We start from the raw sequence: 25,375 nt of genomic DNA on the forward strand, positions 1-25,375 counted from the left end.
ATGGCCGAGGGCGAAGTTATTTATTCCCAATCTGAAAAAAACGATTTTAAGCGGTTCCTGTATAAGTACCTGCGCTACTGGTATTTGTTCGTAATCAGTATTGCCCTTTTTCTAACTCTGGCGTTTGTGCTGCTTCGTATGAGTACCCCCCAGTATCTGATTAGCAGCTCCATCCTGATTCGCGATATTGATAAAGGCCCCGATTTTCAATCCGGTGATCCGGTGTTCAAAGACCTGGATATTTTCAATGCAGCTACCAGTATTGAAAACGAAATAGAAGCGCTGAAATCAATAACGCTCATGCAGCGGGTGCTAACGGAATTGTCCCTGCAAACCAGCTATTATGTCGATGCCTTTCTGAGCAAACGGGAGATCTACGGTAGCGAACTGCCGATTCGGGTGCGCATTTCTCGAATAAACAATGCCGCCTATAAGCAGAAAGTAAAGATCGTTATCAAAAACAGCAATGAGTTTGAGTGGCAGGACGGAGCCTTGACAACCCATACCTGCCGGTTTGGAGAGTCGGTTGTCCGGCCATATGGGACGTTTACGGTACTGGTAGCGTCGGCCGTATTACGGAACCAGCCCCAGGTGATACACGTAGTTTTTCATGACCTGCGTGATCTGGCTCTAGACTATCAGGAGAAACTGACGGTCGCTCAGGTTAATAAAAAGGCTAATGTGCTGACAGTTAGTATGCTGAGTCCGGTTCCGGAAAAGGGCAAAGCCATTGTTAACAAACTGATCGACGAATATAATACCGAGAGCAAGGAAGATCGCAATCTTCTGGCAATGAATACCATCAATTTCATTGATGAGCGGCTGCGTGATCTTACCGGTGAGTTGTCGGATATCGAGCGGTCGGTAGAACAGTTCAAACGTCGAAACCAGGTAACAGATGTCCGTTCCGAAGCGACGGCCTACCTGGAAGAGTCCCGGAATTACTCCAATCAGCTTTCAAACCTGAACATTCAGCTCGATGTGGCCGAGTCGCTGGAGCGGTACCTGTCGCAACAGCAGGATCAGTTTGAACTGGTGCCGAGTAACCTCCGGATCGACGATCCTACGCTGGTTGATCTGATTACCCGGTTTAATGAATTGCAACTCCAGCGCGAACGGTTGTTGCGAACCGCCGAGCCTGCCAATCCACTGGTAATAAACATTAATCAGCAGTTAGCCAATCTACGGCTTAACATTCTGGAGAACCTGAGTACCATTAAACGCGGCCTGATCGTTACCCGCGACAATTTGGCCAACAAAGCCGGTGGTTTCCGGTCCCGGATTTCCCAAATCCCTGAAATTGAACGTCAGCTCAATGCCATCAACCGGCAGGAGGGCGTTAAACGGGATTTGTATGTGTACCTGCTGCAGAAACGCGAAGAATCGGCGCTGTCGCTGGCGGCAACCGGTTCCAATACCCGGGTCATCGACCCGGCCATCGCCAGCAAAACGCCGGTACAGCCAAAGAAACCGGTGTTTTTCGGGGTGGCGTTTGTGCTGGGCCTGGTGTTGCCCCTTGGTTTTATTATGGTACGCGATTTCCTGAGCGATAAGGTCCAGCGGAAAAAGGATATTACAAAATCCACCTCGGTGCCTGTTCTGGGCGAGATTTCTCATTTCGGCAAAAAAGGATACCTGGCCGTTTCCAAAGGAATTCAGACTCCACATATGGAGCAGTTCCGGCTGCTGCGGAGCAACCTGGATTTTGCCGCTCCGCAGCACGCCAATCAGGTTATTCTGGTTACCTCGAGTATGCCGGGAGAAGGAAAAACATTTGTGGGCATCAACCTGGCGGTGAGCCTGAGTTTTGCCGGGCGCAGCGTGGTTTTGGTGGATTTTGACCTTCGGCAGCCTGGGATTATAAACGGCCTGGGTCTGAACAGCGGCCCAGGGGTGAGTGATTTTGTGAACCGAAAGGACTTAGCGGCAGATGCCGTGATTGGCTCAACGTCCGCAGCGCCCGATCTGGCGGTAATCGGAGCAGGTTCTTTGCCGGACGATCCTACGGAATTTATGATGTCGCCCCGCGTGAGCCAACTTATTACGGAGCTTCGGGAGCGATTTGACCATATAATCATCGATACGGCTCCCATGGGTCAGGTAGCCGATGCGTACTCGTTAGCGCCGTTTATTGATGTGACTATTTTTGTGGTGCGGTACAACTTTACACCTAAGGCCCAGATTGACAACATCAACGAAATTGTCGATAACAAAAAGCTCAACCAGCCGATGATTGTGCTGAACGACGCCCGGAGAGAAAACAGCTATGCCCTGAAACAGCGGTATGCCATGAACAAGTACAACAAGAAGAAACGTGTGTAAGCGTTATGTTAGGTAAGAAATTAGGGCAGAACTTCGCCATCAGCATCGTCTCCATGGTGCTGGGGATTCTCAGTTCGGTGTTCATAGCGCGCATAGGGGGACCGGCGGTGTTGGGGAATATCAGTCTGGCCATGTCTTTTCAGGTGCTGGTGAAATCCATTTTCACCCATACCGTCAACAGCGCTCACCTGAAAATGTACAGCGATGATCCGGACGTGGGGCTGAAAAACTACCTGGCCGTATTCTTCTTCTACAATGTGCTGACCACCTTGCTGGTGCTGGCGTTTGTGTTCTGGAACCAGACCAGCCAACAGGGTACGTTTACCGACCTACAGATTTCGCTGATCGTCATCTTTATCCTGCAGGATTACCTGATGACGCCCCTGTACCTGTACCAGACCGATCAGTCCTCGAAGCTGAACATTGTCCGGGCCAATATGATTGACTTTTTTGCCCAGACTCTGCTTAACATTGCCAAGATAGCGGCTGTTGTATTCGGAGAAACCGAAATTGGGATTGCCTGGTACATGATGGCGGCCGTTGGGCTTAGCTCCATCTACCCGCTGGTGATGCTGATCCGGTCAAAGTTTGGCCCATTTTCGCTCGATATTGCCAGGAAATACATCCGGTACTCCCTTAGTATTTCGACCTCGACCATTGCCTATGGCCTGCTGATAAGCTTTGATAAAGTTTTGCTGGGTTTGTTTCGGGTATCGCCTGAGCAATTGGGGTACTATAATGTAGGTAACCGGCTCGGGCTGCTCGTGCTCACTTTGGGTACAAGCGTTGGGGGCATTTTTCTGTCGGTTTTTGCCAAAAACGTGACAGAAAATAACCAGGAAAAAACAAAGGAGCAGTTAGCCAATTATGAGCACTTTATCTCTATTATTTTTTTGCCCGCCGTGGTGGTGGCTACGCTTTTCGGCGAAGAACTGATTACGGTGGTCTTTGGCGTCGAGTACGTACATGCCTACCCGGTGCTGATTTTCTCTCTATTGTTCGCGTTTGTAAAGACCCTGACAATTCCTTACCAGAATTACATCTTTGCCAATAATCAACTGAAAGATTTCCGGCTGACGTCGATCCTGTTTGCGGTAGCTATAGCCCTCTTTACCTTATTATTTGCCTATGTCGACTTCTTTGGTGACTTGACCATATCGGTAGCGTTTGGTTTGTTTGTGGCCTGTCTGTTCGAGCGTGTCCTGTTTACCCGCGCTGCCGCCAAAGTGGACCCCCTGATTCAATTTTTCTTTTATCCTACAACTATCCTGTTTTTCGGAGCGATCATCGGCGGCTGGTTCCTGATCCGCGAAGTTTTACCATTAGATAACTACCTACTAACCTTTAGCATTCGATTTGGGATTTTATTATTATTGTTACCTGTTGGTTACCTGCTTGGCGTTTACACCCGCGATGATGCGGCTATGGTCACTAAACTGCTCAATAGGCAGCCGGTCCAAAAAGAGAGCGTTAATGCACAACCGGAATAATACATAAGCAAATGTTGCCTAAGGACCTGACGCTAGACTTAAGAAACCGGCTGAATTATCTGGCTGGTCAACTACAGGGAATTGTTCGGATGCTGGATCAGGAAAATACCCATCCTGAGCAGATCCTGATTCAGTTTAAATCGTTAAAGGTAGGCCTGCAAAAAGCCCACGTCATTCTGATGGATGAGGTGGTGCGCAAAGATCTGGCCCTGCGTATCGTTGATCTGAAAAACGCCTGTCCCGGAAACTGCCCCGATGCCGAAAACATTGAGTCGGTTCGTCAGGAATTTCCCTATCTGAAGCCGGAGGAACTGATTGATACGATCAATGAGGTGGATCAGATTCGCGAGCGGCTGGCCCGCTACAACGCCCGAAATCAACAGAAAAGTTTATGAGAACCTAGTTGGAAGACCCCCCAGGTGCATCTGTAGCTTTGTCTTCTTGATCCAAAGCATGGTATATGGAAACGAGTGGAGTGCATTATGGTATATTCCAGGATTGGAAAGCAAACCGGGGAAACATAAAGGCGCAGTTGGTGCTGGCAATGTTTCGTTTGGCTACCCTGATCCGGAATAACAAAATACTGATAGTGTTCTTTTTCTGGTACCTGATTTTCTACCGGTTCTTTGTCGAATGGGTTCTGGGAATCGAGTTGCCCTGGAGCCTTAGGGCCGGACGAGGTTTAAGGTTCCAGCATGGCCAGGCCTTGGTTGTACATGGCGACAGTATAATCGGCGAAAATTGCGGTCTCAAGCATTCCACAACGATTGGCAACCGGATGAACCCGGATGGCAGCATCAGCCGGGCGCCTAGACTCGGAAACAATGTCGATATTGGCGCTCATGTATGTATAATTGGGGACATAGAAATTGGGGATAATGTTATTATTGGCGCTGGGTCAATCGTTGTTAAGAGTGTTCCGTCCAACAGTATCGTTGTCGGTAATCCGGCGAGAGTGATCCGGGAAAATGTTGTTTGTACGAATATTTCTACACAATAAGTTCAGGTAAATGGTAGAGCCAGGTACGTATATATTTTATACCCTGCTGATGGTGTTTATGATCCTGTTGTCAAAACCATCGGCGGAGCCTGTTCTCGACAATACTGGTCAACCTGTTGCCTTTCCAAATTATTGGGGTCCCAACCTGATTATCCTGATACTGCTGTATACCTTTCTGATCGGGTGCCGGTATTACGTAGGTATCGACTACAAGGCGTATCTGGAGTGGTACCTGGAACTGCGCAATACAGGCATATACCCCCGCGAAATAGAATTTGGTTACGAGTTTCTGAACGAAGTGCTTAATTATGTGAATGCCCACTTTGCATTTTTGTTCGTATTTATCGCCTTTTGCCAGATCTATTTCTGCTATAAGGCGCTGGAAAAGTTTCCATTTATCATTCCCTGGTTCATTTTTTTCTTTTTTACCTACCTGCTGATGTTCAGTAGCATGAACATTATGCGGCAATCGCTAGCTTGGTTCGTATTCTTTTACGCGCTCAATCTGGCCATGGAAAAGAAATACGGATGGGCGCTACTGTGCATTTTCTTCGGGTTCAGCTTTCACAAGAGTATCCTTATCGGCGTAATCTTTTACCCCGTGCTGCACATCGACTGGTTCAGGAGCCGAAATTTGCAGATTACCCTGCTGCTGATTGTTACGGCGCTGGCGTCGGTCATTCTAAACCTCTTATTGGCCGCAGCAGGTCCTTTGGTTTCCGCTATCGGTTACGACTATTACGTAGAAAACCTAGACGAGATGCAGGAGATCACCGAAGAAAACAAGGTAGGTGCCGGCACAGCGCGGGCGTTATACTTTATTCTCGACTTTGCCATTATCTGGTTCAGTCCCCAGATGAAGGAGAGCTTCAAAAAATACGATTTCTACAAATACTATAACCTGTACTTTCTGGGAGCGTTGCTGGATCGGCTGGTTTACGATAATTTTATTCTCGCCCGCACCAACGATTACCTGCTTAACTTCCGGGTGCTGATCCTGGCATTCCTGTTCTTTTTTCTCTTCAACAGCCGCTCCCAGAAGATGATCAAGAAGGTGATTGGCTATACCATATCGTTCATGATGATTGCCTTTTTCTACCGGGCTATTTACAATAAAGCTGCGGAAACTTCGCCGTTTCGGTCAATCTTCCTGGAGGACGTCCTTCAGACACAACCGATGAAACTAGATAATTATTAACAAAAGCATCCGGCTGCAATCAACTGAACCGGGTAGAACATTAAATGTAGATTTAAGTTTAGATCGTATATTCTTTAGGAAAGGAAACTCCTCACTTTTGCTAATACAACCTATTAAGATAGTTGTTAATGATCAGCTACAGCTTAATTATCTGCACCTATAATCGTGCATCTTTTTTAAAAGAAACGATTGAGTCTATTCTGTCTCACTTCCGAAGCAAGACTAATTTTGAACTCCTCATTATAAATAATAACTCCACTGATAATACAGCCGATGTTGTAAAGCCTTTTTTGTCGGTGCCTGTGGTGCGGTATGTTGTCGAAACAAACCAGGGTCTGTCGCACGCCCGTAACCGGGGTATTAAAGAAGCCAGAAACGAAATTCTGGTCTTCCTCGACGACGACATCGATATTGAACCCAACTACCTGGATGTCTCCGATCAATTGTTTCGTGATCCGGCCAACCAGATTGTAGGCGGTAAAGTGCTGCCGTACAATTCAGGGATTCCTGAATGGCTTCCCGAACAGTACTATTACATCATCAGTATCTTCGACCGTGGTGACTCTCCCTTGCATACCGATAAACTGATGGGGGCTAATTACGCCATGCGGAAAGAAGCTGCGCTGAAAATTGGCTGGTACAATACAGAACTGGGCCGGAAAGGCAGTAACCTAATGGGGGGCGAAGAAGTCGACTACCTGGACCGGGCGCGGGCCATCGGGTATTCTGTTCTGTACCACCCCGGCTTGGTCGTGTACCATAAAATAGGCAATAAGCTTAATAAGGATTACGTATTTGACTACGCGTTTAACCTGGGAAAATCCGAGCGGATCATTGATGGTCAGCGGAGTACGGTAAAAGTCCTGCTAAAATACGTCAAATACATTTTGATGATCCTTCTGTATTACGTATATGGGTCGTATGCGCCTAACCCGAAACAGCAGACGTATTTTACAATTAATTATCTCTACGGCTTAGGGTATCTTGGACAGAATAAATCTAAACAATGAAGCCATTCTGCGCTTGTACAATTCCTGATTTACACGCTTCCTGATCTATAACCTGAAATGTCTATCTGACAACAGGGTCAACCTGGTTGCTGGTGACGGTTAGTATTTTAAGTTGTTGCCTGATGGTGGCAATGGCATCTCTGGACGATTCAAACCGCCAGTCAATATACCGGGTAGTTTTGTTCGGTCGCCAGTCGGTTACCCAATTTGGATCATTCTCCGCATCAAAAAAGACTACCGATCGAATTTCCGGATAGTCCGGTAAATCGGTGAGCGCTTCATTAAACCAGGTATCGCGGTTACCACCGAAGGTAGTCGACCCGAATTCTGTCAGCATGACTGGTTTGTGCCCGATTTGTGGGTCGTCATATTTTAAGATTTGAGACCGGTAAGGTTCGTACAGCGCCTGGAAAGAATGCCACTCCTTGTCGGTTGCTGCTTCCCCATAGTTCAGGCACGTAATGCCGATCCAATCTACATAGGCTGAGCCGGGGTAATAGTTTTGTACGGCAGTTTCCTTCCAGGGATTCCAAACCCATTCGACGTTGTTGACACCTGCTTGCCGGAAAAAAGTCACGATATAACGCCAGGCGGCAATGAACTCTTCCGGGGTATTGCCACCCTTTGCCGACCACGGATACATCGGATTGTCGGTCTCATGCGCAAAGCGAATAAACACACGCGTAGGCTGGGCATCTATTAAGGCCGCATACCGGCGCAGGTAACCATCGAATTTGCCTTCCGATATGGCCCGGAATACCTTCTGATTGCGGCCCAGTTCCGGATGGCTCTTAAACTCTGGAAACGTATTGGACCAGGGTTCCCATGTAATCAACGGATGAGCACCTTCCTGGGTTATAGCGCGGATCTGCCTAACCGGAAGGCCCTGCAGGCTGTCCGCTGACCAGCTGTGGTAGAAAGAGATAAGTTCAAACGATATATTTAGCTGTTGTTCGAGATGGGAAATTCGTTGAAGCCCATCTGCCTGATCCGTTTGCGGTACGTATATGCCGGGCAGAAACGGTTGGGCTTTCCAGCGGGCGCTCAGGTTATCAGCCTGGCTGCTACGTTGCGGAAAAAGGCTATCGTCGGTGAACCCCAGATGAACAGCCATGCCAATCAGGGGAATCAGTAACACAAAACCGTATTGAGCCAGCAGACGGTACAACCGACGTTGTACATCCCAGAAACCAAAGCCCAGACCTTTCAGGAAATTCTTGAAATAATATTTCCTGCCAGGCAACGAATACATAGACGATAAAAACTTCTCCTGTCCCAGCAAAACGTTAAAGCCCAGAACCACGGCATTGACTATGGCAAAGCCGGCCATAAATAAGGAGTAGGAGTAGAAGTCGGGTAACTCGCCCTGCTTAAGGGCTTCCTTCCAGATTCCTAACGATAGGCCGTATTGATACGATGCATACCAGATAGCGCCCAGGCTTATGACAACGCCAATGATATTGGGCAGACACAGCCAGAGATTGTTCTGCGGTTTATCATCTTTCGGAGTAGGAATATACGGTACCTTCACCCCGAAAATGGTATACACAAAACCCAGTGTATAAATCCACCACGTACCGACCCGCAACAGTCCACCCAGAATATGAAAACTTCGCTCTTGTTCTTCCAGCAGCCACCGCTGTACATATTGCCGGATGAGCATGGACATAATAAACACCGGTAAAAACCTGAGTATAAACTCTATCAGGTTAACTGTCCAGGGAAATTCACCCGTTACCAGCGAAGCTGCTGGTATAAACAGATCAATTAAGCCGATGACGCCGAAGAGGTAATAGAGTGGAACTGTGAAATAATGAAGCTTCTGCCGCCAGGTAAACTGGCGAAACAGTCGGGGATATACGTGAAATAACAAATCAAATGTGCCCCGTGCCCATTTCACCTGCTGTTTGTAATAGGCCGCCAGCGTACCCGGCACCAATCCCTTCGTCAGCACTTCGGGTACATATACCGATTTCCAGCCTTTGGCATGCAGCAGCATGGCGGTATGCATATCTTCGGACAAACCGGGAGCGTGTCCCCCGATAGAGTCCAGCGCAGAGCGTCTAAAGGTGCAGTTGGCTCCAATTGCCTGAGCTGTTCCGTAGTGTCCCATGCTCATCATCATGGGACCATAGAACTGATACGTTTGCTCGGCAGCGCCGTAAGCAACCAGACTTTCGCCCTGGTTATAATACGCCTGAACACACTGCACATAGCCGATTTGCTCATCTTCGAAATAAGGCAGGACCCGGTCCAGAAATTGCGACACCGGTACGTGATCCGGGTCAAGAATGACGCAGATTTCGCCGGTTGCCTGCCGCAGAGCATTATTAATGTTGCCTGCCTTGGCGTTAATCTTCTCGGTACGGCTTACATGGGTTACCCCTAACCGACGGCAGACCTCCTTTAGCGACGGGTCATCGCCTTCATCGCAGAGGTAAGCGGTGTGGGGGTAGGTAATCCCCCGAATAGCCTCTAGGGTGTTAATAATCATTTCATGAGGCTCGCCGGGATAAGCCGTGGTCAAAACATCAACTGTGTATTGTCGTTTTAAGGTTGGACGCTCAGGTACACTGATGCAGAAGTAGTGGTACCACTCGTGTACCATTCGGAAAACTTTAAACACCAGCGAGAACGTGAGGAGCCAGTACAGGAGCGGTTGGCCCATGTGCCCAGGTAGGAAAAACCACCATACGAATTGCACCAGTGCCAGAAAACCAAGCACGATCAGCGTTCGTATTATGAGGAGTTCTTTACGGGAAGGTTTAGCTACGGTTATTACTTCTGAAACAGAACTCATACCATTCTTTACAAATCTCCGGGTGGATCACACAGTGAACAAGTTGTCACTAATTTGTAACTTTTATTGTACAAAGTTGTTTAAAGCCAAATCAATACTTTACCGATTATTTTTCCTGTTTCTTTTTGCCTTGGTGAGTTGCCAGGCCAAGGAGAAGGTTTATCATGGAAACGGGCGGACCTCCCGTACGGTAGCGGTGCAAAAGGAATCATCCGGGTACCGACTCTACAGGAACGGTCAGCCTTATTTTATTAAGGGGGCTGGCGGCTATACCCATTACGAACGGCTTAAGGAGATGGGAGGCAACTCGGTCCGGGTGTGGGATACCAACGATGCGGATCGCGTTCTGAGCCAGGCCCAGGAACTGGGGCTTACCGTCATGCTGGGAATATGGCTTACCCGCGAGAAAGAGAACTTCGACTACTACAACCAGGAAGCGGTCCGGGCGTTAAAAGAACGAATCAGGAGAGATGTGCTGAGCTACCGCAATCATCCGGCCCTGCTGATGTGGTGCATCGGCAATGAAATGGACTTGGGTACGGCTAATGTAAGAGCCTGGCGGGTTATCGATGATATAGCGGCCATGGTTCATGAACTGGACCCGAACCACCCGACTACTACGGCTATGAATATTATCCAGCCGGATAAAATTCGGCTGCTCAAAAACCAATGTCCAAACATAGATATACTTTCGGTTAACCGATACGGAGGCTTGTCTACCTTGGCAGAGGATATTCAGAAGGCCGGCTGGGAAGGGCCTTACATTATTACCGAATATGGCCCCCCAGGGTATTTTGAGAAATGGACAGTAACCGAGTGGGATGCCCCCATTGAGTTTACCAGTGCCGAGAAAGCCCAGTTTATCAGAAGCCGGTATAGGTCCGCCATTATAGGGCAATCATCCCATTGCCTGGGCGGCTATGCTTTTTACTGGGGCCAGAAACAGGAGTGTACCCCAACCTGGTTTAGCCTTTTTTTGGAAACCGGAGAGAAAACTGAGGTGGCTGATATGTTGCAGTACCTGTGGAGTGGCCGTTGGCCCGCCAACCGGGCTCCCCATCTCGTTTCCATGAGGTTGACTAACAAAGATAACGTTACCTCGAACCGGCTTTTTCCTGGTGAGACCTACTCGGCTACCGTGCTAGTTCAGGATTCGGAAGGGGATTCCTTACGGTACCACTGGGAAGTTCTGCCAAAATCGAACTGGGAGGAACTGGATGGCTCGGTAGATAGGGAGGTGAAGCCCACGCCAGTCGGTAATGTATTGCTCAGGAACAACTCGGCCACTATAGAATTGAAATTTCCGGTAGTGCCGGGACCCTATCGACTGTTTGTGTATGTTTACGACGGCAAAGGAAGTGTAGCCACAGCGAATATTCCTTTCTATGCCGAGTCAGTTTCCCAAACTACAGGTGTTCAGTAAGACGTGCGGCCTAACAGGAGAGCAGATTGAGTAGGACAGAGCTATCGCAAAAAACTTTACGGTTTAATTCTGGTTAAAAGCTATGTTCATAAACTCCGTAACGCCACTTTATAAATCGAAAGTAACCAGATTTGCAGCTTACTTTGGTAAATACCTATAGGTTGAGCATTTAAGACGTCTACGATGAAGGTTTTAATGATAGCCCGCAGTACGCTGTTCTCTTCGCCCGGTGGCGACACCACCCAGATCGAAATGACAGCCAAGTACCTGCGGGAACTGGGCGTACAGGTGGATATTAAGCTGAGTCATGAGACTTTGCGCTACGAAGATTACGACCTGCTGCATTTCTTCAATATTATCCGGCCCGACGATATTCTGCCCCATATTGAAAAAACGAAGATCCCGTTTGCCGTTTCGACCATCTTTGTCGATTACTACGAATACGAAAAGAACAATCGCCAGGGCTTGCTTAAAATTGTAAATACAATTTTTGAACGCAACCAGATAGAATACCTCAAAACGGTAGCCCGGTCGGTCAAAAATGGGGATAAGATAAAGTCGCATTACTTCCTGATCCACGGACAGAAACGTTCGGTGCAGTACATCGCGGAACGGTCATCGGTACTGTTGCCCAACTCGCATAGCGAGTACAACCGGTTCGTGGCTCTGTACGGAGTGAAACAGCGGTACCAGAAGGTCGTCAATGCCATCGATCCGGCTTATTTCGGCCAATCCGTTGAGCCCAATATGACATACAAAAATCACGTGTTGTGCGTCGGCCGAATCGAGGGTCGTAAAAACCAGCTCAACCTGATTAAAGCTTTAGTTGACTCAGGTCTTCATTTGACCATCATTGGTAAACCTTCGCCTAACCATATCGGTTATTACGAACAATGCCAGGCGTTGGCACAAATCGCCGGTAACGTTCATTTTATTCAGCATATCGATCATAAGGAATTAGCGGCCATCTACAAAGCGGCAAAGGTGCACGTATTGCCCAGTTGGTTTGAAACTACGGGGTTAAGCTCCCTGGAGGCCGGAGCCATGGGGTGCAATGTGGTGGTCACCCGTAAAGGCGATACTGAAGAGTATTTTAAGAATATGGCGTATTACTGTGATCCTGACGATGTAAACTCAATCCGGCAGGCTGTTCAAAAAGCGCATGCTGACCCGGTGCACCCGAAGTTGCAGGAGTACATCTTTTCAAACTATACATGGCGTGATGCCGCGGAGCAGACACTGCAGGCGTATCAACAAGTTGTGGGGAAATAGCGTATGCACATCGGAATTATCGGAACCAGAGGAATACCCAATAATTACGGAGGATTTGAGCAATGCGCTCAATATCTGGCGGAAGGACTGGTAAAACGGGGGTTTACCGTCTCCGTGTACAACTCACATAACCACCCGTACCAGAAAAAAGAGTGGAATGGCGTAGAGATTATTCACGTCAACGATCCTGAGCATAAGTACGGAACTATAGGCCAGTTCATTTACGATTTTAACGCCATTCAGGATACGCAGAAACGTAAATTTGACATTATCCTGCAATTGGGCTATACCAGCAGTTCGGTTTGGGGCCGGTTTTTACCCCGCAAGAAAAGCATTGTTACCACCAACATGGACGGGCTGGAGTGGAAGCGCTCTAAATTCTCTAAACCCGTTCGCAAATACCTGGAATACGCAGAGGGGTTTGCCGTAAAGTACAGCGACTACCTTATATCAGACTCCTTAGGGATTCAGGAGTACCTGAAAGAAAAGTTCGGTAAAGATTCGGTGTATATAGCCTACGGGGCTCATTTATTTACAACGCCTGATACGAGCCCTCTCCCTACATATAATGTAACGCCTTATGGGTATGACATGCTGGTGGCCCGGCTGGAACCGGAAAACAGCATCGAGATGATCCTGGACGGTGTTGTAGCGGCCAAAGTTGATCGCCCGTTTCTGGTGGTAGGCAAACATGAAACTAAATATGGCGAGTTCCTGAAAGCCAAGTACCAAGGAGCGCCCACTATTCGGTTCGTGGGAGGAATTTATAACATTGATACCCTAAACAACATCCGGTATTACTCCAATGTGTATTTCCACGGTCATACGGTAGGAGGGACCAACCCGTCGCTGCTTGAAGCCATGGCGTCTGGAGCACTGCTTTGTGCTCATGAGAATGTTTTTAACAAATACATTCTGGAAAAAGACGCCTTATATTTTACAACCGTTTCGGGAGTAGTCGAAGCATTAAAAACAGTACGGAAAGAGCAGCCGGTTTACCAGCAAATGATTCAGGCCAATAATGATAAAATTACCAGGCTGTATAACTGGGACATTATAATTGAGAAGTATGCCGACCACTTCCGAGATATTTACGCCCGGAAAACCGGTAAAGCTGTATCGCAAAATAAAGTCCGCTAAACGGAAGAATTGATTGAAGTCAGTTGTTCTTACAAAGTTGATTTTAGTGACTGTATGGCTTCCTGAATGGAGGTAAGCTGAGGAGCCTGTTCGGGACGGTAGTTGCCGGCTAGCAACGGCTGCAAATTTGTTTCCAACTTGTTGATAAGGAGTTTAGACTGGTCAGGTACCTCTGTGCCTACCGGTGTTGTTGGACCTGTGCTTTGCAGCTCTTCCAGATCAATCCGTGCTTTTCTTAATTCAAGATGAACATTAACGAGGTTGGCAAGTGCCTTTAGCGCTTGTAATTTATTGTCGGGCAGATTTCTGGGCCGGTTGTCGATCACGCATAACGTTCCAAAGGCATGCCCAAGCGGATCAACAATCGGGACACCCGCGTAGAAAATAACTTTAGGATCGGTTAAGATAAGCGGATTGTCATGAAAGCGTTCATCATAGCGAGCATCTTCCACGATCAACATCTCATCCGGGTTGAGAATGGCATGGGAGCAGAATGTAAGCTCTCTGGGTGTATTTGTTACATCCATCCCGTACCTGGATTTTGTCCATTGCCGGTTTTCTTCAACCAAGTTTAGCAGGGCAATTGGCGTACCGGTTATTTCGGCAGCAATCCGTGTTATATCATCATAGGCTTCTTCCGGTAAAGTATCCAAAATCTGGTACTCTCTTAAAGCTCTAAGACGCTCAGCTTCATTGTCGGGTTTTGCAGCGTATTTCATGTACTGATGCTTATCTATTTGTAGTACCTAGAATAACCGATCTGAGAGATGACTGTTTTCCTATTGCGCAATTCGCGTTGAAAACTGCAACATAACAAAATACAGAAGTATCTAAGCACAAGAGCTTTTTACGTGACTTTCCTATTTGTTATCTCGATGAATTCAATACACTTTTAAGCGTAGTTACAGTCTGCTGGAGTTTAGTTAACTGAGAGAGTTGTTCAGGTTCGGGATTGTTGTCAAGTAGGGACCGAAGGTTTGTTTCAATCTGGCTGATCAGGGAAGAGGCTACGACGGGAGCCGCGGAGGTGGTTACCGGAGGGACCTGGTTTACGCCCGAGCGTGTTTGATCAAGTTCGAGTTTAGTCTTTCTCAACTCGAAATGCGCGTTCACCAGTTTCGCCAGTGCTTTAAGTCCTAACAGCTTGTTCTCAGGTAGCGACCGTGGCCTGTTATCAATCACGCACAGACTTCCTAATGCATGGCCACCTGCATCTACAATCGGGACACCTGCGTAAAAAACTATGTGAGGATCACCCGTTGTCAGCGGGTTATCATGAAAGCGTTCGTCGTATCGGGCATCTTCCACTACCATTATTTCATCCGGATTCAGAATGGAATGGGCGCAGAAAGCCTGATCCCTTGGTATTTCGGTAAGATCTATTCCCTGCTTTGACTTAGTCCATTGCCGGTTTTCATCAACCAAATTTAAAAGGGCAATGGGAGTACCGGTAATTTCGGAAGCTATGCGGGTAATATCATCGTAGACCTCCTCAGGTAAGGTGTCCAGAATCTTATATTGAGCCAAGGCTTTCAGACGCTCAGCCTCATTAGGAGGTAAAGGTGCAGGCTTCATACAAAAATTAAGTCTATGTTGTTCTGTAGTACGGTTTACAAGTTTCTAAATAAGGAGTTTACAAAACTCTTATAGAATAGAATGGGCACCAATAGCCCTGCAATAAGCTTTTTTCTGTCTTTGCAAAGATTTAAAACTTGTTAAAATACGATTAGAAGATTGTTATAGAGAGGGATAACAATTTGTTTCATAAGATGGTTAAATCCATTAATATTGAAAGCTAGTTACATCAGTCATCATATGAACAGATCGTTCCTGCGCTCCCTCCAAATCTTTTTTATTATTCTAGATCTATTTGTACTAAACATTATCTATTTAGTCGCAGAGGGAATCTACGAGGAGAGTGCCGAATCAAAAGAGTTTTATCGGTATGTCCAATTTTGGATATTAGCTAACTGGTTCTGGATTACACTAACGGCAATTGGGGGAGTATATGCTGCCCGGAATATTCTGTATTTTGAGCCTTTTATGCGGAGGACCATGCGAATGTTCGCAATATGGGCTCTTCTATCCTTAGCTTACCTTTTTCTGCCCCGGCGTGTAGAACTCTCACAGCCTCTGGTTTTTACAACGGTTGGTTTTTTTCTTTTGGGACTTATTTTTAACCGGTTTCTCTATTTAGGTATCCGCATCTGGATTAAACGAGAGGTGCATTTAAGCCGAAAAATCCTGATCCTTGGTTTTAACGATCTAGCCAGGAGCGTGGCTAAATTTCTGGAAGAGGAACAATTTGGCATTAAGGTAGTAGGCTTTATCGACGAAACCGGCAGAATCAGGAGTGCTGAAACGGCCAGCCATCCAGTATACCCAAATCTTGACGACACTCTACGAGTTTCCAGGCAATTGCGGGTAAATGAGATTTACTCCACCATTATGCCGGAAAACAACGCTAAGGTTTATAAAATTATGGAGCAGGCCGAAAAAGATTTGATTCGGTTCCGGGTAGTGGCTGATTTTCAAAGTTTTATAAATAAGCCTGTCTATGTTGATTTCCTGAGGGATGTGCCTATTCTTTCTGTTCGGCGGGAACCTTTGGAAGAAGTCATCAACCGGTTTAACAAACGCTTATTTGATATAGTCTTTAGTTTATTTGTCACCATATTTATACTCTCCTGGCTCGTACCAATATTGGGCTTGTTAATCTACCTCGAATCACCAGGACCTATTTTATTTGTGCAGATCCGGGGTGGCAAAAACAATAAACCGTTCGGCTGCTACAAGTTCAGGAGTATGACAGTAAATAAGGCAGCCGAAGCTGTACAGGCAACTAAGGGGGATAAGCGAGTCACTAAAATTGGCCGGATTATCCGAAAAACCAGCCTGGATGAGTTTCCGCAGTTTATTAACGTATTAAAAGGGGAGATGAGCATTGTGGGGCCGCGTCCGCATATGCTGAAACATAACAAAGGTTTTGCCCTTATGGAGGAGCAGTACATGATCCGGCAGTTTCTGAAACCCGGAATCACCGGCTGGGCGCAGGTGAACGGCTACCGGGGCGAGATCACCCAACTTGAGCACATCAAAAAACGGGTGGAATACGACCTTTATTACTTAGAGAACTGGAGCCTGTGGCTTGACTTCAAAATTGTGTTCTTAACGGTTTACAATGTCTTCAAAGGGGAGGAAATGGCCTATTAAGAATTTGAGGTCTCAAGTTGTCGCAACTTGAGACCTCAAAAACAAAATCTTTTGATACAGCTAATTATCTGGTATATACTTTCACCCAATCCACCAGCATAGTGTAATTATCAGTGGCTAGACGTCGGTCTTCGATTTCTTGCACTGTTGGGTTGGCGTTAGTGCCGGTAAAATTGTAATAGAAGTTTCCACCAACGGCTAAGTTCAGGGTTACTTTCTGCTTTTTACCAAAAAGGTTTGGTACATAACTCCCGGTATTTTTGGCAACCTGAACACCATCAAGGTAAAAGGTAAGAGCATCTTTTGTCCAGATTACCTCATAGATATGCCAGCAGTCGGTCAGGCTTGATCCAGTGGTGATATACGTTTCCTGATCCCGAACCAGGTTTTGATTAGCCCGTCGACCGTAGAAATAGTTAGTCTGAAACTTAGTTGGCTCATGACCACGGGCTTCCAGGATATCAATTTCGCCATTAGTTGGCCAGTTGTCGCCATATGACCAGAAAGCCGGCCACATCCCAAAACCACTCGGTAGCTTTATACGGGCAACCATCCGGACCTGAGTTTTAGTGGTGTTCGGTCCAACCATTAGTTTTGATTCGATGCGAGCTGCGGTGTAACTAAAGCTAGTAGGAGTCGCGTCTATATCCTGGCGGTATTTAGGTCCTGTAACATTTTCCCGAATCGCCTTTATTTGAAGATAACTGTTTTCTCCATCCTGCGTTACTGTCAAATTTTCCGGATCGGAGGTAAACATCTGCAGTTCATTGTTAAAAGCTCCACCAACCCAGACATTCCAGGGAGAATTTGGATCTTCATTTTTGGGGCTAGTAGTAAAATCATCATTGATTATTGGAGTACCCCAGCCTGTTAGATCGACAGTTTGGATGTCACAACTACCAGGAATAGTAGCGACAAAAGCGTTAGCCTTTGATTTAGGAGTTATTACAGTTGGTTGCACAAGCTCAGGTAGCGGCTCACAACCGATAAGTACTGTACTGATTAAAAAAGGAAATAGCAAAGTTTTCAGAGATTGGGTAAAACGTACAAGGTTCATTACGTATTTGGGTTAAAAAGTTGTTAACCCAAATTTATGGGCCTTTAACCTCGTTTTAATCGAAGTTTTGAGCGAACGGTCCAAATTTGTTTTTTTAACAATATGTTATAAAATATTTTGTGGTTTGCCATTTAGTAAATAAGATATTTTGTTAAATTGCTTGTTTTTCGTTTTAATTAAATTTTAATCGATTCTCAAATTTTTAACTGCTCTATAATCTGGATGATGGCTGTAGCCCACAGCGGACTCCAGAAAATTTGAGGCATACTGCGTTGGGCGAGTTTGTTTACTATAAGTAAATAATACTACTTATTCGGTCTCATTAAACTGGTTTCGCAGATCCATTGGCTGCCTCCTCTTTCAGTTTATCCGCCGTATCCTTAATGGCTTCTTCAACCGAGTGCGACTTGCGCAGGTCGGTGGCTTTTTGGGTGAGCTCCGCCATAGCGCAGTAGTGTTTATAAAGAATATCTAGTTCCTCTTCGGTCAAAGTCTCGGCCGCCACCAGGCGGTTGCTGGCTCCCTTAGTAGCCGCGATCAGCTCATTTAGTTTTAGCTGGACGGATTTGGATTCTTTATTCTGCGCTTTCTGAATGACAAACACCATCAGAAAGGTTACTATGGTCGTACCAGTATTAATGACCAGTTGCCAGCTTTCCGAGTAGCCAAAAAATGGGCCTGTCAACGCCCAGATAATAACAGCCAGCAGGGCTAAAACAAATGCGGTTGAGGTGCCAGTCGCTTTGGCTACCGCTGAGGCAAATCGTTCAAAGAAAGACGATGCCTGATGTTCTCCTTCCATAATGCACAAACGTTAAGTCAACTTTTACATATAACAATTCTTGTGCTAATATGTCCTGTTCTTTTATGTACGGACCCTAATTTGGCCATGTTTCCATATAGACCCGGTGGGAAGGGCTATAAAAAAAACAAACCCGCTGTCAGGCGACGGCGGGTTGTAAGGCATATACTCAACGTTATGAAAACACTATATCTTATCTGTTACGGGGGGTAGAGAAATCAGTTTTTGTTTCCTCTGATTGTCTATGACAAAGGTACGGCCGGAAACCGGACCCGGCATTGAAACGTCATTAAAAATGAAGCCGTTGAAGTTAAAAGGCTATGAAAAGAGGAAGATAGTACCCGCAGAAAAGGGATAGCAGGGCTAAACCTGGTCATCCAGGAAGGAAAACGCCAGTCGCTCCACCAGCTGATTCCACTCCGTGAAGTTGGCAGGTTTGATCAGAAAGCCGGTGGCTCCGTTGTCCAGGGCTTTGAAGTGGCCGGTCGGGTTCAAATCAGAGGACAGCAGGAAGACTGGTACGGGAAAGAGCCGGGGACTCCGGCGAACTTCTTCGACTACCTGTATGCCGTCCAGATCCGGCATGTGCCAGTCTACCAGAATCAGGGAAGGCAGCTGATCAGATTGGCGGAGAAACGTAATCAGGCTTCGGCTGTCGTTGAACGTTTCGACCCGACAGGATGGCCTGAGTAGTCCAAATACCTGCCGGATCAGGTACAAATCATGATCGTTATCGTCCACAGCCAAAATAAGCGGGGGCTGGGCCATAGTCAAAATAGATTACTTAAAGGCGTAAAGGTAGGTATTTTCAGGAAACGCAATAAAGCGGGTCATTATCTTACTAGCTGGTCCTGCGTATAGTAGCTTGCCTGACATAGTATTTTAGTTTGTCCAGATGCGAAAAATTATACATCTATTTTTCAGGATACGCCAGTTAGCTGACAACTGACTGGATACAAATGAAAAAAGCCCTGACCAGAGGGCTTGCAGTAGCGGGGAGCAGGATCGAACTGCCGACCTTAGGGTTATGAATCCTACGCTCTAACCATCTGAGCTACCCCGCCGTTTTGTAGTGCAAATGTAGTAAAAAATAGCGCTCACGCAACGAGAGAGCGTTGATTTTCGTTTTTTTTTTGCTTTACCTTTGCTGCATACCCATTAAATGCCCTGACATGGAGAAGTATAAGTTTGTTGCGGAATATGAGCTTCGAGCCTCCCCTAAAATGCTTTTCCCGTACATTAGTACGGCATCCGGCTTATCGCAGTGGTTTGCTACCAAGGTCAACGTCCTGCCCGATCACCAGTATGACTTTTACTGGGACAATGAAAGTCACCCGGCCCGGCAGGTTTCCCTGCGCCAGAACAAAAGCGTTCGATTCGAATTCCTGGATACAGGGGAGAACGGCTCCGATAACAATTACGTAGACTTCCGGGTCGATGTCAGTGAATTAACCCAATCGACCTTTCTGCGGGTTACCGACTATTCCGCCAACAACGACGCCGATGAACTCAAATCGCTCTGGAACGGTTTGTTAGAAAAGCTGAAAGAGATTGTTGGGAGTTAAATGAAGAAGGTAGATAAACTGGTCATAAAGTCGTTTTGGGGGCCTTTTGTGCTCACACTCTGCGTGGTGATCTTTATTTTCCTCATGCGGCTTTTGATGTTTTATGTCGATCAGTTTGTCTCCAAGGATATTGATCTGATTACATTTGGTCAAATACTGTTTTACTTCTCCCTGAACACCATTCCGGTAGCGCTGCCGCTGGCTGTGCTGTTGTCGTCATTGATGACGTACGGCAACCTGGGCGAATTCTTTGAACTGACAGCGCTTAAAAGTGCCGGCATCTCGCTGACCAGGGCTATGCGGCCGTTGCTGATCGTTGCTTTCGGTATCAGTATTTTTTCGTTCTGGTTTAATAATAAAGTAGCCCCCTGGGCCAATCTCAAAGGGTATAGCCTGCTATATGATATCAAAATGGCCAAGGCTTCCCTGAACCTGAAGGAAGGAATATTCTATAACGATCTGCCCGGCTACAGTATTAAGGTGGAAAAGAAAATGCCCGACGGCGTCACGCTGAAAGGCCTGGTCATCTACAAACATCCAACATCGGGGATCGAAACCGGAAACCGTGAGATCATTCTGGCCGATTCGGGTAAGATGTTTACCGATCCCGACAAAACCTACCTGGTATTTGAGCTGTACAACGGGAATGATTATCAGGAGTACGGGGAGCCTGGCCGGATGTCGTATACAAGTACCGGTACCCAGAGTCAGGCATCCCAGTTTATGCGGAATACGTTTAATCATTATAAGCTTGTGGTTAGTCTGGAATCCTTTGGGCTGAAACGCACGGAAGAGGATCAATTCCAGTACCATGAGTACATGAAGAACCTGAATGAGCTGGCTATGCTCACCGATTCGCTTAAAAAAGATTTCAAGCAGTCAAGCCTGAATGTAGCTAATACCTCGCGGCAGTATTTTACGTACCAGTTCAAGCCCGATGCCGTTACGCAGGCAAAAAAGGTAACGGAGGGGGCCTGGGTTGATTCGCTTCTGGCAAAGCACCGCTTCCGGCCTATGGAACTGAAGCAAACGGCTCTCGGTCAGGCGCAGAATATGCTGTCCCATGCCTCTTCCAACGCACTCTATCTTGTAGAAAAAGAAAAGACGGTTTTCCGGTATGAACTGGAAAGCCACCATAAATTTACGCAGGCTATTTCGGTCTTTATTATGTTTCTGATCGGAGCACCCCTGGGCGCGATTATCCGGAAAGGGGGCTTTGGTCTGCCTGTACTGGTTTCGATCATATTCTTTATCCTCTTATACGTGCTGACGCTGACCGGCGACAAATACGCCAAAGACGGTCTGGTATGGGTGCCGGTGGGAGCTTGGATGGCCAACGTGGTCCTGTTTCCCATTGGCCTTTACTTTATGCGGCAGGCCCGGCATGATTCCCGCCTGTTTGACAAAGACGTATATACCATTGCGCTGGAGCGGCTAAAAAAGAAGTGGCGGGCGCGTTTCGCTTCTGCCCCTGTGGAGACCGCTACGGAAGATAATTTAGTGGAATAAACCTGGCATTTGGCTGCGAAATTTGCTATCTTTGCGGCTGCTAAATTTTTTTGTAACAAACGCTGTCTGCAGATGTATTTAACGACCGAAAAAAAACAGGAAATTTTTTCTAACCAGGGTTTCCAGAAACAAGCAGGAGACACTGGTTCGGCCGAATCCCAGATTGCGCTGTTCACGTACCGGATCAATCACCTGACCGAACATTTAAAAGTTCATAAGCATGATTACAGCACCCGTCAGGGCCTGCTGAAACTGGTAGGTAAGCGCAGAAGACTGTTGGATTACCTGATCAAGAAGGATATTACCCGGTACCGCACTATTATTGCCGAGCTGGGCATCCGGAAATAACCAGCCATTCGTATCGGGGAACTCTGCACTGGGGTTCCCCGATTTTTACATTGCCACGCGGGTGGTGAAAGCGGACACACAGAGAGAACACAAGTAAGTAAGCCGGCTTGCCGGTGCGGTATAAAGCTGTAGAAGGGCGTAAAAACGACACTATGTTTCAAATCACCACACAAACTGTTACCCTCCCCGACGGACGAGAAATTACTATAGAAACCGGCAAACTGGCCCGTCAGGCCGACGGTGCCGTGGTAGTCCGTCTGGGTGATACGATGCTGCTGGCCACGGTGGTAACCAACAAGGACGCCAAAGAAGGCGTTGATTTTCTACCCTTATCCGTTGACTATCAGGAGAAATTTGCCGCTGCTGGTCGCATTCCGGGCAGCTTCCAGCGTCGTGAAGGCAAACTTTCCGATCACGAAGTCCTAATCAGCCGGCTGGTTGACCGGGCCCTGCGGCCGATCTTCCCCGAGGATTACCATGCCGATACACAGGTAAACATTAACCTGATCTCGGCCGATGCCGAGGTATTACCGGATGCGCTGGCTGCGCTGGCTGCTTCAGCGGCCTTAGCCGTTTCGGACATTCCGTTCAACGGGCCAATCTCCGAAGTGCGGGTGGCTAAAATTGACGGGGAATACAAAATCAACCCGCTGACCTCCGAACTGGAGCGGGCGACGCTGGACCTGATCGTCGGCGCTACCGAGCGCGACATCTGTATGGTGGAGGGCGAAATGGAGGAGTGCTCCGAATCCGAGGTGGTCGAGGCTCTCCGCATTGCGCACGAGGTCATTAAGCTACAGTGCCAGGCGCAGAAAGAGCTGGGCGCTAAGGTAGGTAAAACTGAAAAGCGGACCTACAGCCACGAAACGCATGACGAAGAACTTCGTGCGCAGGTGCGGGCGTTCTGCTACGATAAGATCTATGCCGCTGTTCGTCAGGGACAGGCAAATAAAAAAGCCCGCCGGGACGCTGCCAAGGCGGTTCTGGAAGAATTCATGGCCACGTTCCCCGAAGGAACTTTGGTAAACGAAACACTGGTTAAAACTTATTTCCATGATCTCGAATGGGAGGCCTCCCGCCGGCTGGTGCTGGATGAGCGCTACCGCCTGGATGGCCGGAAACTGGATGAAATTCGCCAGATAAACTGCGAAGTGAACTTCCTGCCCATGGCGCACGGTTCAGCCGTGTTTACCCGCGGGGAAACGCAGTCGCTGACAACGGTAACCCTGGGAACCAAGCTGGACGAGCAGATCGTGGACCAGGCCATGCGTCAGGGTTATTCAAAGTTCCTGCTTCATTACAACTTCCCCGGTTACTCAACCGGCGAGGTAAAGCCAAACCGCGGACCTGGTCGTCGCGAAATTGGTCACGGTAATCTGGCGCACCGGTCTATCAAGAAAGTGTTGCCGACGGACGCGGATAACCCGTATACCATCCGGATTGTATCGGATATTCTGGAATCGAACGGTTCTTCGTCTATGGCTACCGTTTGCGCTGGTATTCTGGCTTTAATGGATGCCGGGGTGAAAATAAAAGCACCCGTAGCCGGTATTGCCATGGGTCTTATCACTGACGAGAATTCTGATAAATACGCCGTTCTGTCTGATATCCTCGGTGATGAAGATCACCTGGGCGATATGGACTTTAAGGTGACGGGTACCGAGAAAGGGATTACGGCCTGCCAGATGGATATGAAGGTAAACGGACTCTCCTTTGAGGTGCTGACGCAGGCCCTCGAACAGGCGCGTGCCGGTCGTTTGCACATCCTGGGCGAGATGAAGAAGGCCCTGGAGGCACCACGGACCGATCTGAAGCCGTTTGCGCCACGGGCTACCGTCCTGAAGATTGATCAGAGCATGATCGGTGCCGTAATCGGACCAGGCGGTAAGGTAGTGCAGGAGATTCAGAAAGAGTCGGGTACGACCATTATCATCGAGGAGCGTGATAATTCTGGTTGGGTAAGTATTTTCTCAACCAATAAAGAAGGCATGGATAAAGCCCTGAGCCGCGTGAAAGGCATTGTGGCTGTTCCCGAGATCGGTGAGATTTATGATGGTAAAGTCAAGACTATTATGCCGTTCGGTGCGTTTGTCGAGTTCCTCCCAGGTAAAGATGGACTTTTGCACATTTCCGAGATCAAGTGGGAGCGACTGGAGAACATGGAAGGGGTATTGGAAGTAGGTGAAGAAGTGCGCGTAAAACTCGTAGATGTCGATAAAAAGACCGGAAAATATCGTTTGTCGCGCAAAGTGCTTCTGCCAAAGCCAGTGAACAAAAATCCAGAGTGATTTGTTACTTTTCTGTGTATTGCCGCGTTACCACAATACGTTATATAGCCATAAATCCGGTGTAACGTCCCATGAGACAGCTAAAGATTAGTAAACAAATTACCAACCGCGAGAGCCAATCGCTGGACAAGTATTTACAAGAAATTGGCAAAGTAGATCTGCTTACGCCCGACGAGGAAGTGATGCTGGCCCAAAAGATTCGGGAAGGGGATCAGTTATCTCTGGAGCGTCTGACCAAAGCCAACCTGCGCTTCGTGGTGTCGGTAGCCAAGCAGTACCAGAACCAGGGGCTTTCGCTGGGTGACCTGATCAACGAAGGAAACTTAGGTTTGATCAAAGCGGCACAGCGTTTCGACGAGACCCGGGGTTTTAAATTTATCTCCTACGCTGTCTGGTGGATTCGTCAGTCGATTCTGCAGGCTTTGGCTGAGCAGTCGCGGATTGTGCGCCTGCCGCTGAACCGGGTAGGGTCATTGAACAAGATTTCGAAGACGTTCTCGGATCTGGAACAGAAATTTGAGCGGGAGCCGTCACCGGAAGAATTGGCCGCCGTACTGGATATTACTGCCGCTGAGGTTGTGGATACCCTGAAAATTTCGGGTCGTCACGTATCGATGGACGCTCCGTTCGTGCAGGGTGAAGAAAACAGCCTGCTGGACGTATTGGAAAACGATGGTGAAGACAAACCGGATTCTGGCCTGATCAATGATTCGCTGCGCAAAGAAGTACAGCGGGCGTTGTCGACGCTGACCCAACGCGAAGCCGACGTGATTGCCCTGTACTTTGGCCTTAACGGCGAACACGCTATGACGCTGGAAGAAATTGGCGAGAAGTTTAATCTGACCCGCGAGCGCGTACGTCAGATTAAAGAGAAAGCCATTCGTCGCCTGCGCCATACGTCCCGCTCCAAAGCGTTGAAGACCTATTTAGGTTAATAA

21 protein-coding genes and 1 tRNA gene are annotated in these 25,375 nt (G+C 47.6%); 15 read left to right on the plus strand and 7 right to left on the minus strand.

Annotation, left to right across the window (positions count from 1 at the left end):
- From ABD949_RS05770 to ABD949_RS05795, 6 genes are all read left to right on the plus strand, one after another.
- On the plus strand, window positions 1–2,322 hold the full coding sequence (locus tag ABD949_RS05770) for a GumC family protein (RefSeq protein ID WP_345241494.1): 2,322 nt from the start codon (window positions 1–3) through the stop codon (window positions 2,320–2,322).
- A 5-nt stretch (window positions 2,323–2,327) separates the two neighbouring features.
- Window positions 2,328–3,812: a lipopolysaccharide biosynthesis protein gene (locus ABD949_RS05775; RefSeq protein WP_345241496.1), complete on the plus strand. Its 1,485-nt coding sequence runs from the start codon at window positions 2,328–2,330 to the stop codon at window positions 3,810–3,812.
- Window positions 3,813–3,823: 11 nt separating this feature from the next.
- On the plus strand, window positions 3,824–4,207 hold the full coding sequence (locus tag ABD949_RS05780; protein ID WP_345241497.1) for a metal-sensing transcriptional repressor: 384 nt from the start codon (window positions 3,824–3,826) through the stop codon (window positions 4,205–4,207).
- Between the two features lie 65 nt (window positions 4,208–4,272).
- Window positions 4,273–4,812 (plus strand): serine acetyltransferase, encoded by a 540-nt coding sequence (locus ABD949_RS05785; protein ID WP_345241499.1) that lies wholly within the window; start codon window positions 4,273–4,275, stop codon window positions 4,810–4,812.
- A gap of 10 nt (window positions 4,813–4,822) precedes the next feature.
- The gene (locus ABD949_RS05790; RefSeq protein ID WP_345241501.1) at window positions 4,823–6,010 is read left to right on the plus strand and encodes an EpsG family protein; all 1,188 of its coding nucleotides are present in this window, start codon (window positions 4,823–4,825) and stop codon (window positions 6,008–6,010) included.
- Window positions 6,011–6,138: 128 nt separating this feature from the next.
- Window positions 6,139–7,020: a glycosyltransferase family 2 protein gene (locus tag ABD949_RS05795; protein WP_345241503.1), complete on the plus strand. Its 882-nt coding sequence runs from the start codon at window positions 6,139–6,141 to the stop codon at window positions 7,018–7,020.
- A 61-nt stretch (window positions 7,021–7,081) separates the two neighbouring features.
- On the opposite strand, the gene ABD949_RS05800 is transcribed toward ABD949_RS05795, so the two are convergent.
- Complete coding sequence (locus tag ABD949_RS05800) at window positions 7,082–9,820, minus strand: glycosyltransferase (RefSeq protein WP_345241505.1); 2,739 nt, start codon at window positions 9,818–9,820, stop codon at window positions 7,082–7,084.
- Window positions 9,821–10,016: 196 nt separating this feature from the next.
- Between ABD949_RS05800 and ABD949_RS05805 the strand changes: the two genes are divergently transcribed.
- The 3 genes from ABD949_RS05805 to ABD949_RS05815 all read left to right on the plus strand — a co-directional run bounded on the left by ABD949_RS05805 (window position 10,017) and on the right by ABD949_RS05815 (window position 13,655).
- Window positions 10,017–11,243, plus strand: a complete 1,227-nt coding sequence (locus ABD949_RS05805; RefSeq protein ID WP_345241506.1) for a glycoside hydrolase family 2 TIM barrel-domain containing protein — start codon at window positions 10,017–10,019, stop codon at window positions 11,241–11,243.
- Window positions 11,244–11,426: 183 nt separating this feature from the next.
- Window positions 11,427–12,515: a glycosyltransferase family 4 protein gene (locus tag ABD949_RS05810; RefSeq protein WP_345241508.1), complete on the plus strand. Its 1,089-nt coding sequence runs from the start codon at window positions 11,427–11,429 to the stop codon at window positions 12,513–12,515.
- A 3-nt stretch (window positions 12,516–12,518) separates the two neighbouring features.
- A complete protein-coding gene (locus ABD949_RS05815) occupies window positions 12,519–13,655 on the plus strand; it encodes a DUF1972 domain-containing protein (RefSeq protein WP_345241510.1) in 1,137 nt (378 codons plus the stop codon).
- A 29-nt stretch (window positions 13,656–13,684) separates the two neighbouring features.
- Here the strand turns inward: ABD949_RS05815 and ABD949_RS05820 are convergent, their stop codons facing one another.
- Both ABD949_RS05820 and ABD949_RS05825 read right to left on the minus strand, forming a co-directional pair.
- Window positions 13,685–14,374: a GAF domain-containing protein gene (locus tag ABD949_RS05820; RefSeq protein WP_345241511.1), complete on the minus strand. Its 690-nt coding sequence runs from the start codon at window positions 14,372–14,374 to the stop codon at window positions 13,685–13,687.
- 148 nt (window positions 14,375–14,522) lie between these two features.
- On the minus strand, window positions 14,523–15,230 hold the full coding sequence (locus ABD949_RS05825; RefSeq protein ID WP_345241512.1) for a GAF domain-containing protein: 708 nt from the start codon (window positions 15,228–15,230) through the stop codon (window positions 14,523–14,525).
- A gap of 240 nt (window positions 15,231–15,470) precedes the next feature.
- On the opposite strand from ABD949_RS05825, the gene ABD949_RS05830 reads away from it, so the two are divergent.
- Window positions 15,471–16,868 carry an undecaprenyl-phosphate glucose phosphotransferase gene (locus ABD949_RS05830; protein ID WP_345241513.1) on the plus strand — a complete coding sequence of 466 codons (1,398 nt, stop codon included), beginning with the start codon at window positions 15,471–15,473 and terminating at the stop codon, window positions 16,866–16,868.
- Between the two features lie 64 nt (window positions 16,869–16,932).
- On the opposite strand, the gene ABD949_RS05835 is transcribed toward ABD949_RS05830, so the two are convergent.
- The 4 genes from ABD949_RS05835 to ABD949_RS05850 all read right to left on the minus strand — a co-directional run bounded on the left by ABD949_RS05835 (window position 16,933) and on the right by ABD949_RS05850 (window position 19,791).
- On the minus strand, window positions 16,933–17,925 hold the full coding sequence (locus tag ABD949_RS05835) for a glycoside hydrolase family 16 protein (RefSeq protein ID WP_345241514.1): 993 nt from the start codon (window positions 17,923–17,925) through the stop codon (window positions 16,933–16,935).
- Window positions 17,926–18,247: 322 nt separating this feature from the next.
- Window positions 18,248–18,727: a low affinity iron permease family protein gene (locus tag ABD949_RS05840; RefSeq protein WP_345241516.1), complete on the minus strand. Its 480-nt coding sequence runs from the start codon at window positions 18,725–18,727 to the stop codon at window positions 18,248–18,250.
- Window positions 18,728–19,090: 363 nt separating this feature from the next.
- A complete protein-coding gene (locus ABD949_RS05845; RefSeq protein ID WP_345241517.1) occupies window positions 19,091–19,495 on the minus strand; it encodes a response regulator in 405 nt (134 codons plus the stop codon).
- 222 nt (window positions 19,496–19,717) lie between these two features.
- Window positions 19,718–19,791 (minus strand) — tRNA-Met (locus ABD949_RS05850).
- A gap of 108 nt (window positions 19,792–19,899) precedes the next feature.
- Here ABD949_RS05850 and ABD949_RS05855 point away from each other — a divergent pair.
- The 5 genes from ABD949_RS05855 (at window position 19,900) to ABD949_RS05875 (ending at window position 25,372) form a co-directional block, all read left to right on the plus strand.
- Window positions 19,900–20,292 (plus strand): START-like domain-containing protein, encoded by a 393-nt coding sequence (locus ABD949_RS05855; protein WP_345241519.1) that lies wholly within the window; start codon window positions 19,900–19,902, stop codon window positions 20,290–20,292.
- A complete protein-coding gene (locus tag ABD949_RS05860; protein WP_345241521.1) occupies window positions 20,293–21,801 on the plus strand; it encodes an LptF/LptG family permease in 1,509 nt (502 codons plus the stop codon).
- A 72-nt stretch (window positions 21,802–21,873) separates the two neighbouring features.
- Entirely contained in the window at window positions 21,874–22,149 is a 276-nt protein-coding gene (rpsO, locus tag ABD949_RS05865) for a 30S ribosomal protein S15 (RefSeq protein ID WP_345241522.1), read from the plus strand.
- Between the two features lie 152 nt (window positions 22,150–22,301).
- Window positions 22,302–24,437: a polyribonucleotide nucleotidyltransferase gene (pnp, locus tag ABD949_RS05870; protein ID WP_345241523.1), complete on the plus strand. Its 2,136-nt coding sequence runs from the start codon at window positions 22,302–22,304 to the stop codon at window positions 24,435–24,437.
- A gap of 71 nt (window positions 24,438–24,508) precedes the next feature.
- Window positions 24,509–25,372, plus strand: a complete 864-nt coding sequence (locus ABD949_RS05875) for a sigma-70 family RNA polymerase sigma factor (protein WP_345241526.1) — start codon at window positions 24,509–24,511, stop codon at window positions 25,370–25,372.
- Window positions 25,373–25,375: the final 3 nt, after the last annotated feature.

Origin of the sequence: Nibrella saemangeumensis, assembly GCF_039541915.1 — a bacterium.
GTDB classification, from domain to species: Bacteria; Bacteroidota; Bacteroidia; order Cytophagales; family Spirosomataceae; genus Nibrella; species Nibrella saemangeumensis.

Coding starts and splice junctions, on each gene's coding strand:
- ABD949_RS05815 (WP_345241510.1), top strand. CDS start 12,519: ATGCACATCGGAATTATCGGAACCAGAGGAATACCCAATAATTACGGA.
- ABD949_RS05845 (WP_345241517.1), bottom strand. CDS start 19,495: ATGGCCCAGCCCCCGCTTATTTTGGCTGTGGACGATAACGATCATGAT.
- ABD949_RS05785 (WP_345241499.1), top strand. CDS start 4,273: ATGGAAACGAGTGGAGTGCATTATGGTATATTCCAGGATTGGAAAGCA.
- pnp (WP_345241523.1), top strand. CDS start 22,302: ATGTTTCAAATCACCACACAAACTGTTACCCTCCCCGACGGACGAGAA.
- ABD949_RS05810 (WP_345241508.1), top strand. CDS start 11,427: ATGAAGGTTTTAATGATAGCCCGCAGTACGCTGTTCTCTTCGCCCGGT.
- ABD949_RS05795 (WP_345241503.1), top strand. CDS start 6,139: ATGATCAGCTACAGCTTAATTATCTGCACCTATAATCGTGCATCTTTT.
- ABD949_RS05825 (WP_345241512.1), bottom strand. CDS start 15,230: ATGAAGCCTGCACCTTTACCTCCTAATGAGGCTGAGCGTCTGAAAGCC.
- ABD949_RS05830 (WP_345241513.1), top strand. CDS start 15,471: ATGAACAGATCGTTCCTGCGCTCCCTCCAAATCTTTTTTATTATTCTA.
- ABD949_RS05855 (WP_345241519.1), top strand. CDS start 19,900: ATGGAGAAGTATAAGTTTGTTGCGGAATATGAGCTTCGAGCCTCCCCT.
- ABD949_RS05800 (WP_345241505.1), bottom strand. CDS start 9,820: ATGAGTTCTGTTTCAGAAGTAATAACCGTAGCTAAACCTTCCCGTAAA.
- ABD949_RS05770 (WP_345241494.1), top strand. CDS start 1: ATGGCCGAGGGCGAAGTTATTTATTCCCAATCTGAAAAAAACGATTTT.
- ABD949_RS05875 (WP_345241526.1), top strand. CDS start 24,509: ATGAGACAGCTAAAGATTAGTAAACAAATTACCAACCGCGAGAGCCAA.
- ABD949_RS05820 (WP_345241511.1), bottom strand. CDS start 14,374: ATGAAATACGCTGCAAAACCCGACAATGAAGCTGAGCGTCTTAGAGCT.
- rpsO (WP_345241522.1), top strand. CDS start 21,874: ATGTATTTAACGACCGAAAAAAAACAGGAAATTTTTTCTAACCAGGGT.
- ABD949_RS05840 (WP_345241516.1), bottom strand. CDS start 18,727: ATGGAAGGAGAACATCAGGCATCGTCTTTCTTTGAACGATTTGCCTCA.
- ABD949_RS05835 (WP_345241514.1), bottom strand. CDS start 17,925: ATGAACCTTGTACGTTTTACCCAATCTCTGAAAACTTTGCTATTTCCT.
- ABD949_RS05780 (WP_345241497.1), top strand. CDS start 3,824: ATGTTGCCTAAGGACCTGACGCTAGACTTAAGAAACCGGCTGAATTAT.
- ABD949_RS05860 (WP_345241521.1), top strand. CDS start 20,293: ATGAAGAAGGTAGATAAACTGGTCATAAAGTCGTTTTGGGGGCCTTTT.
- ABD949_RS05790 (WP_345241501.1), top strand. CDS start 4,823: ATGGTAGAGCCAGGTACGTATATATTTTATACCCTGCTGATGGTGTTT.
- ABD949_RS05775 (WP_345241496.1), top strand. CDS start 2,328: ATGTTAGGTAAGAAATTAGGGCAGAACTTCGCCATCAGCATCGTCTCC.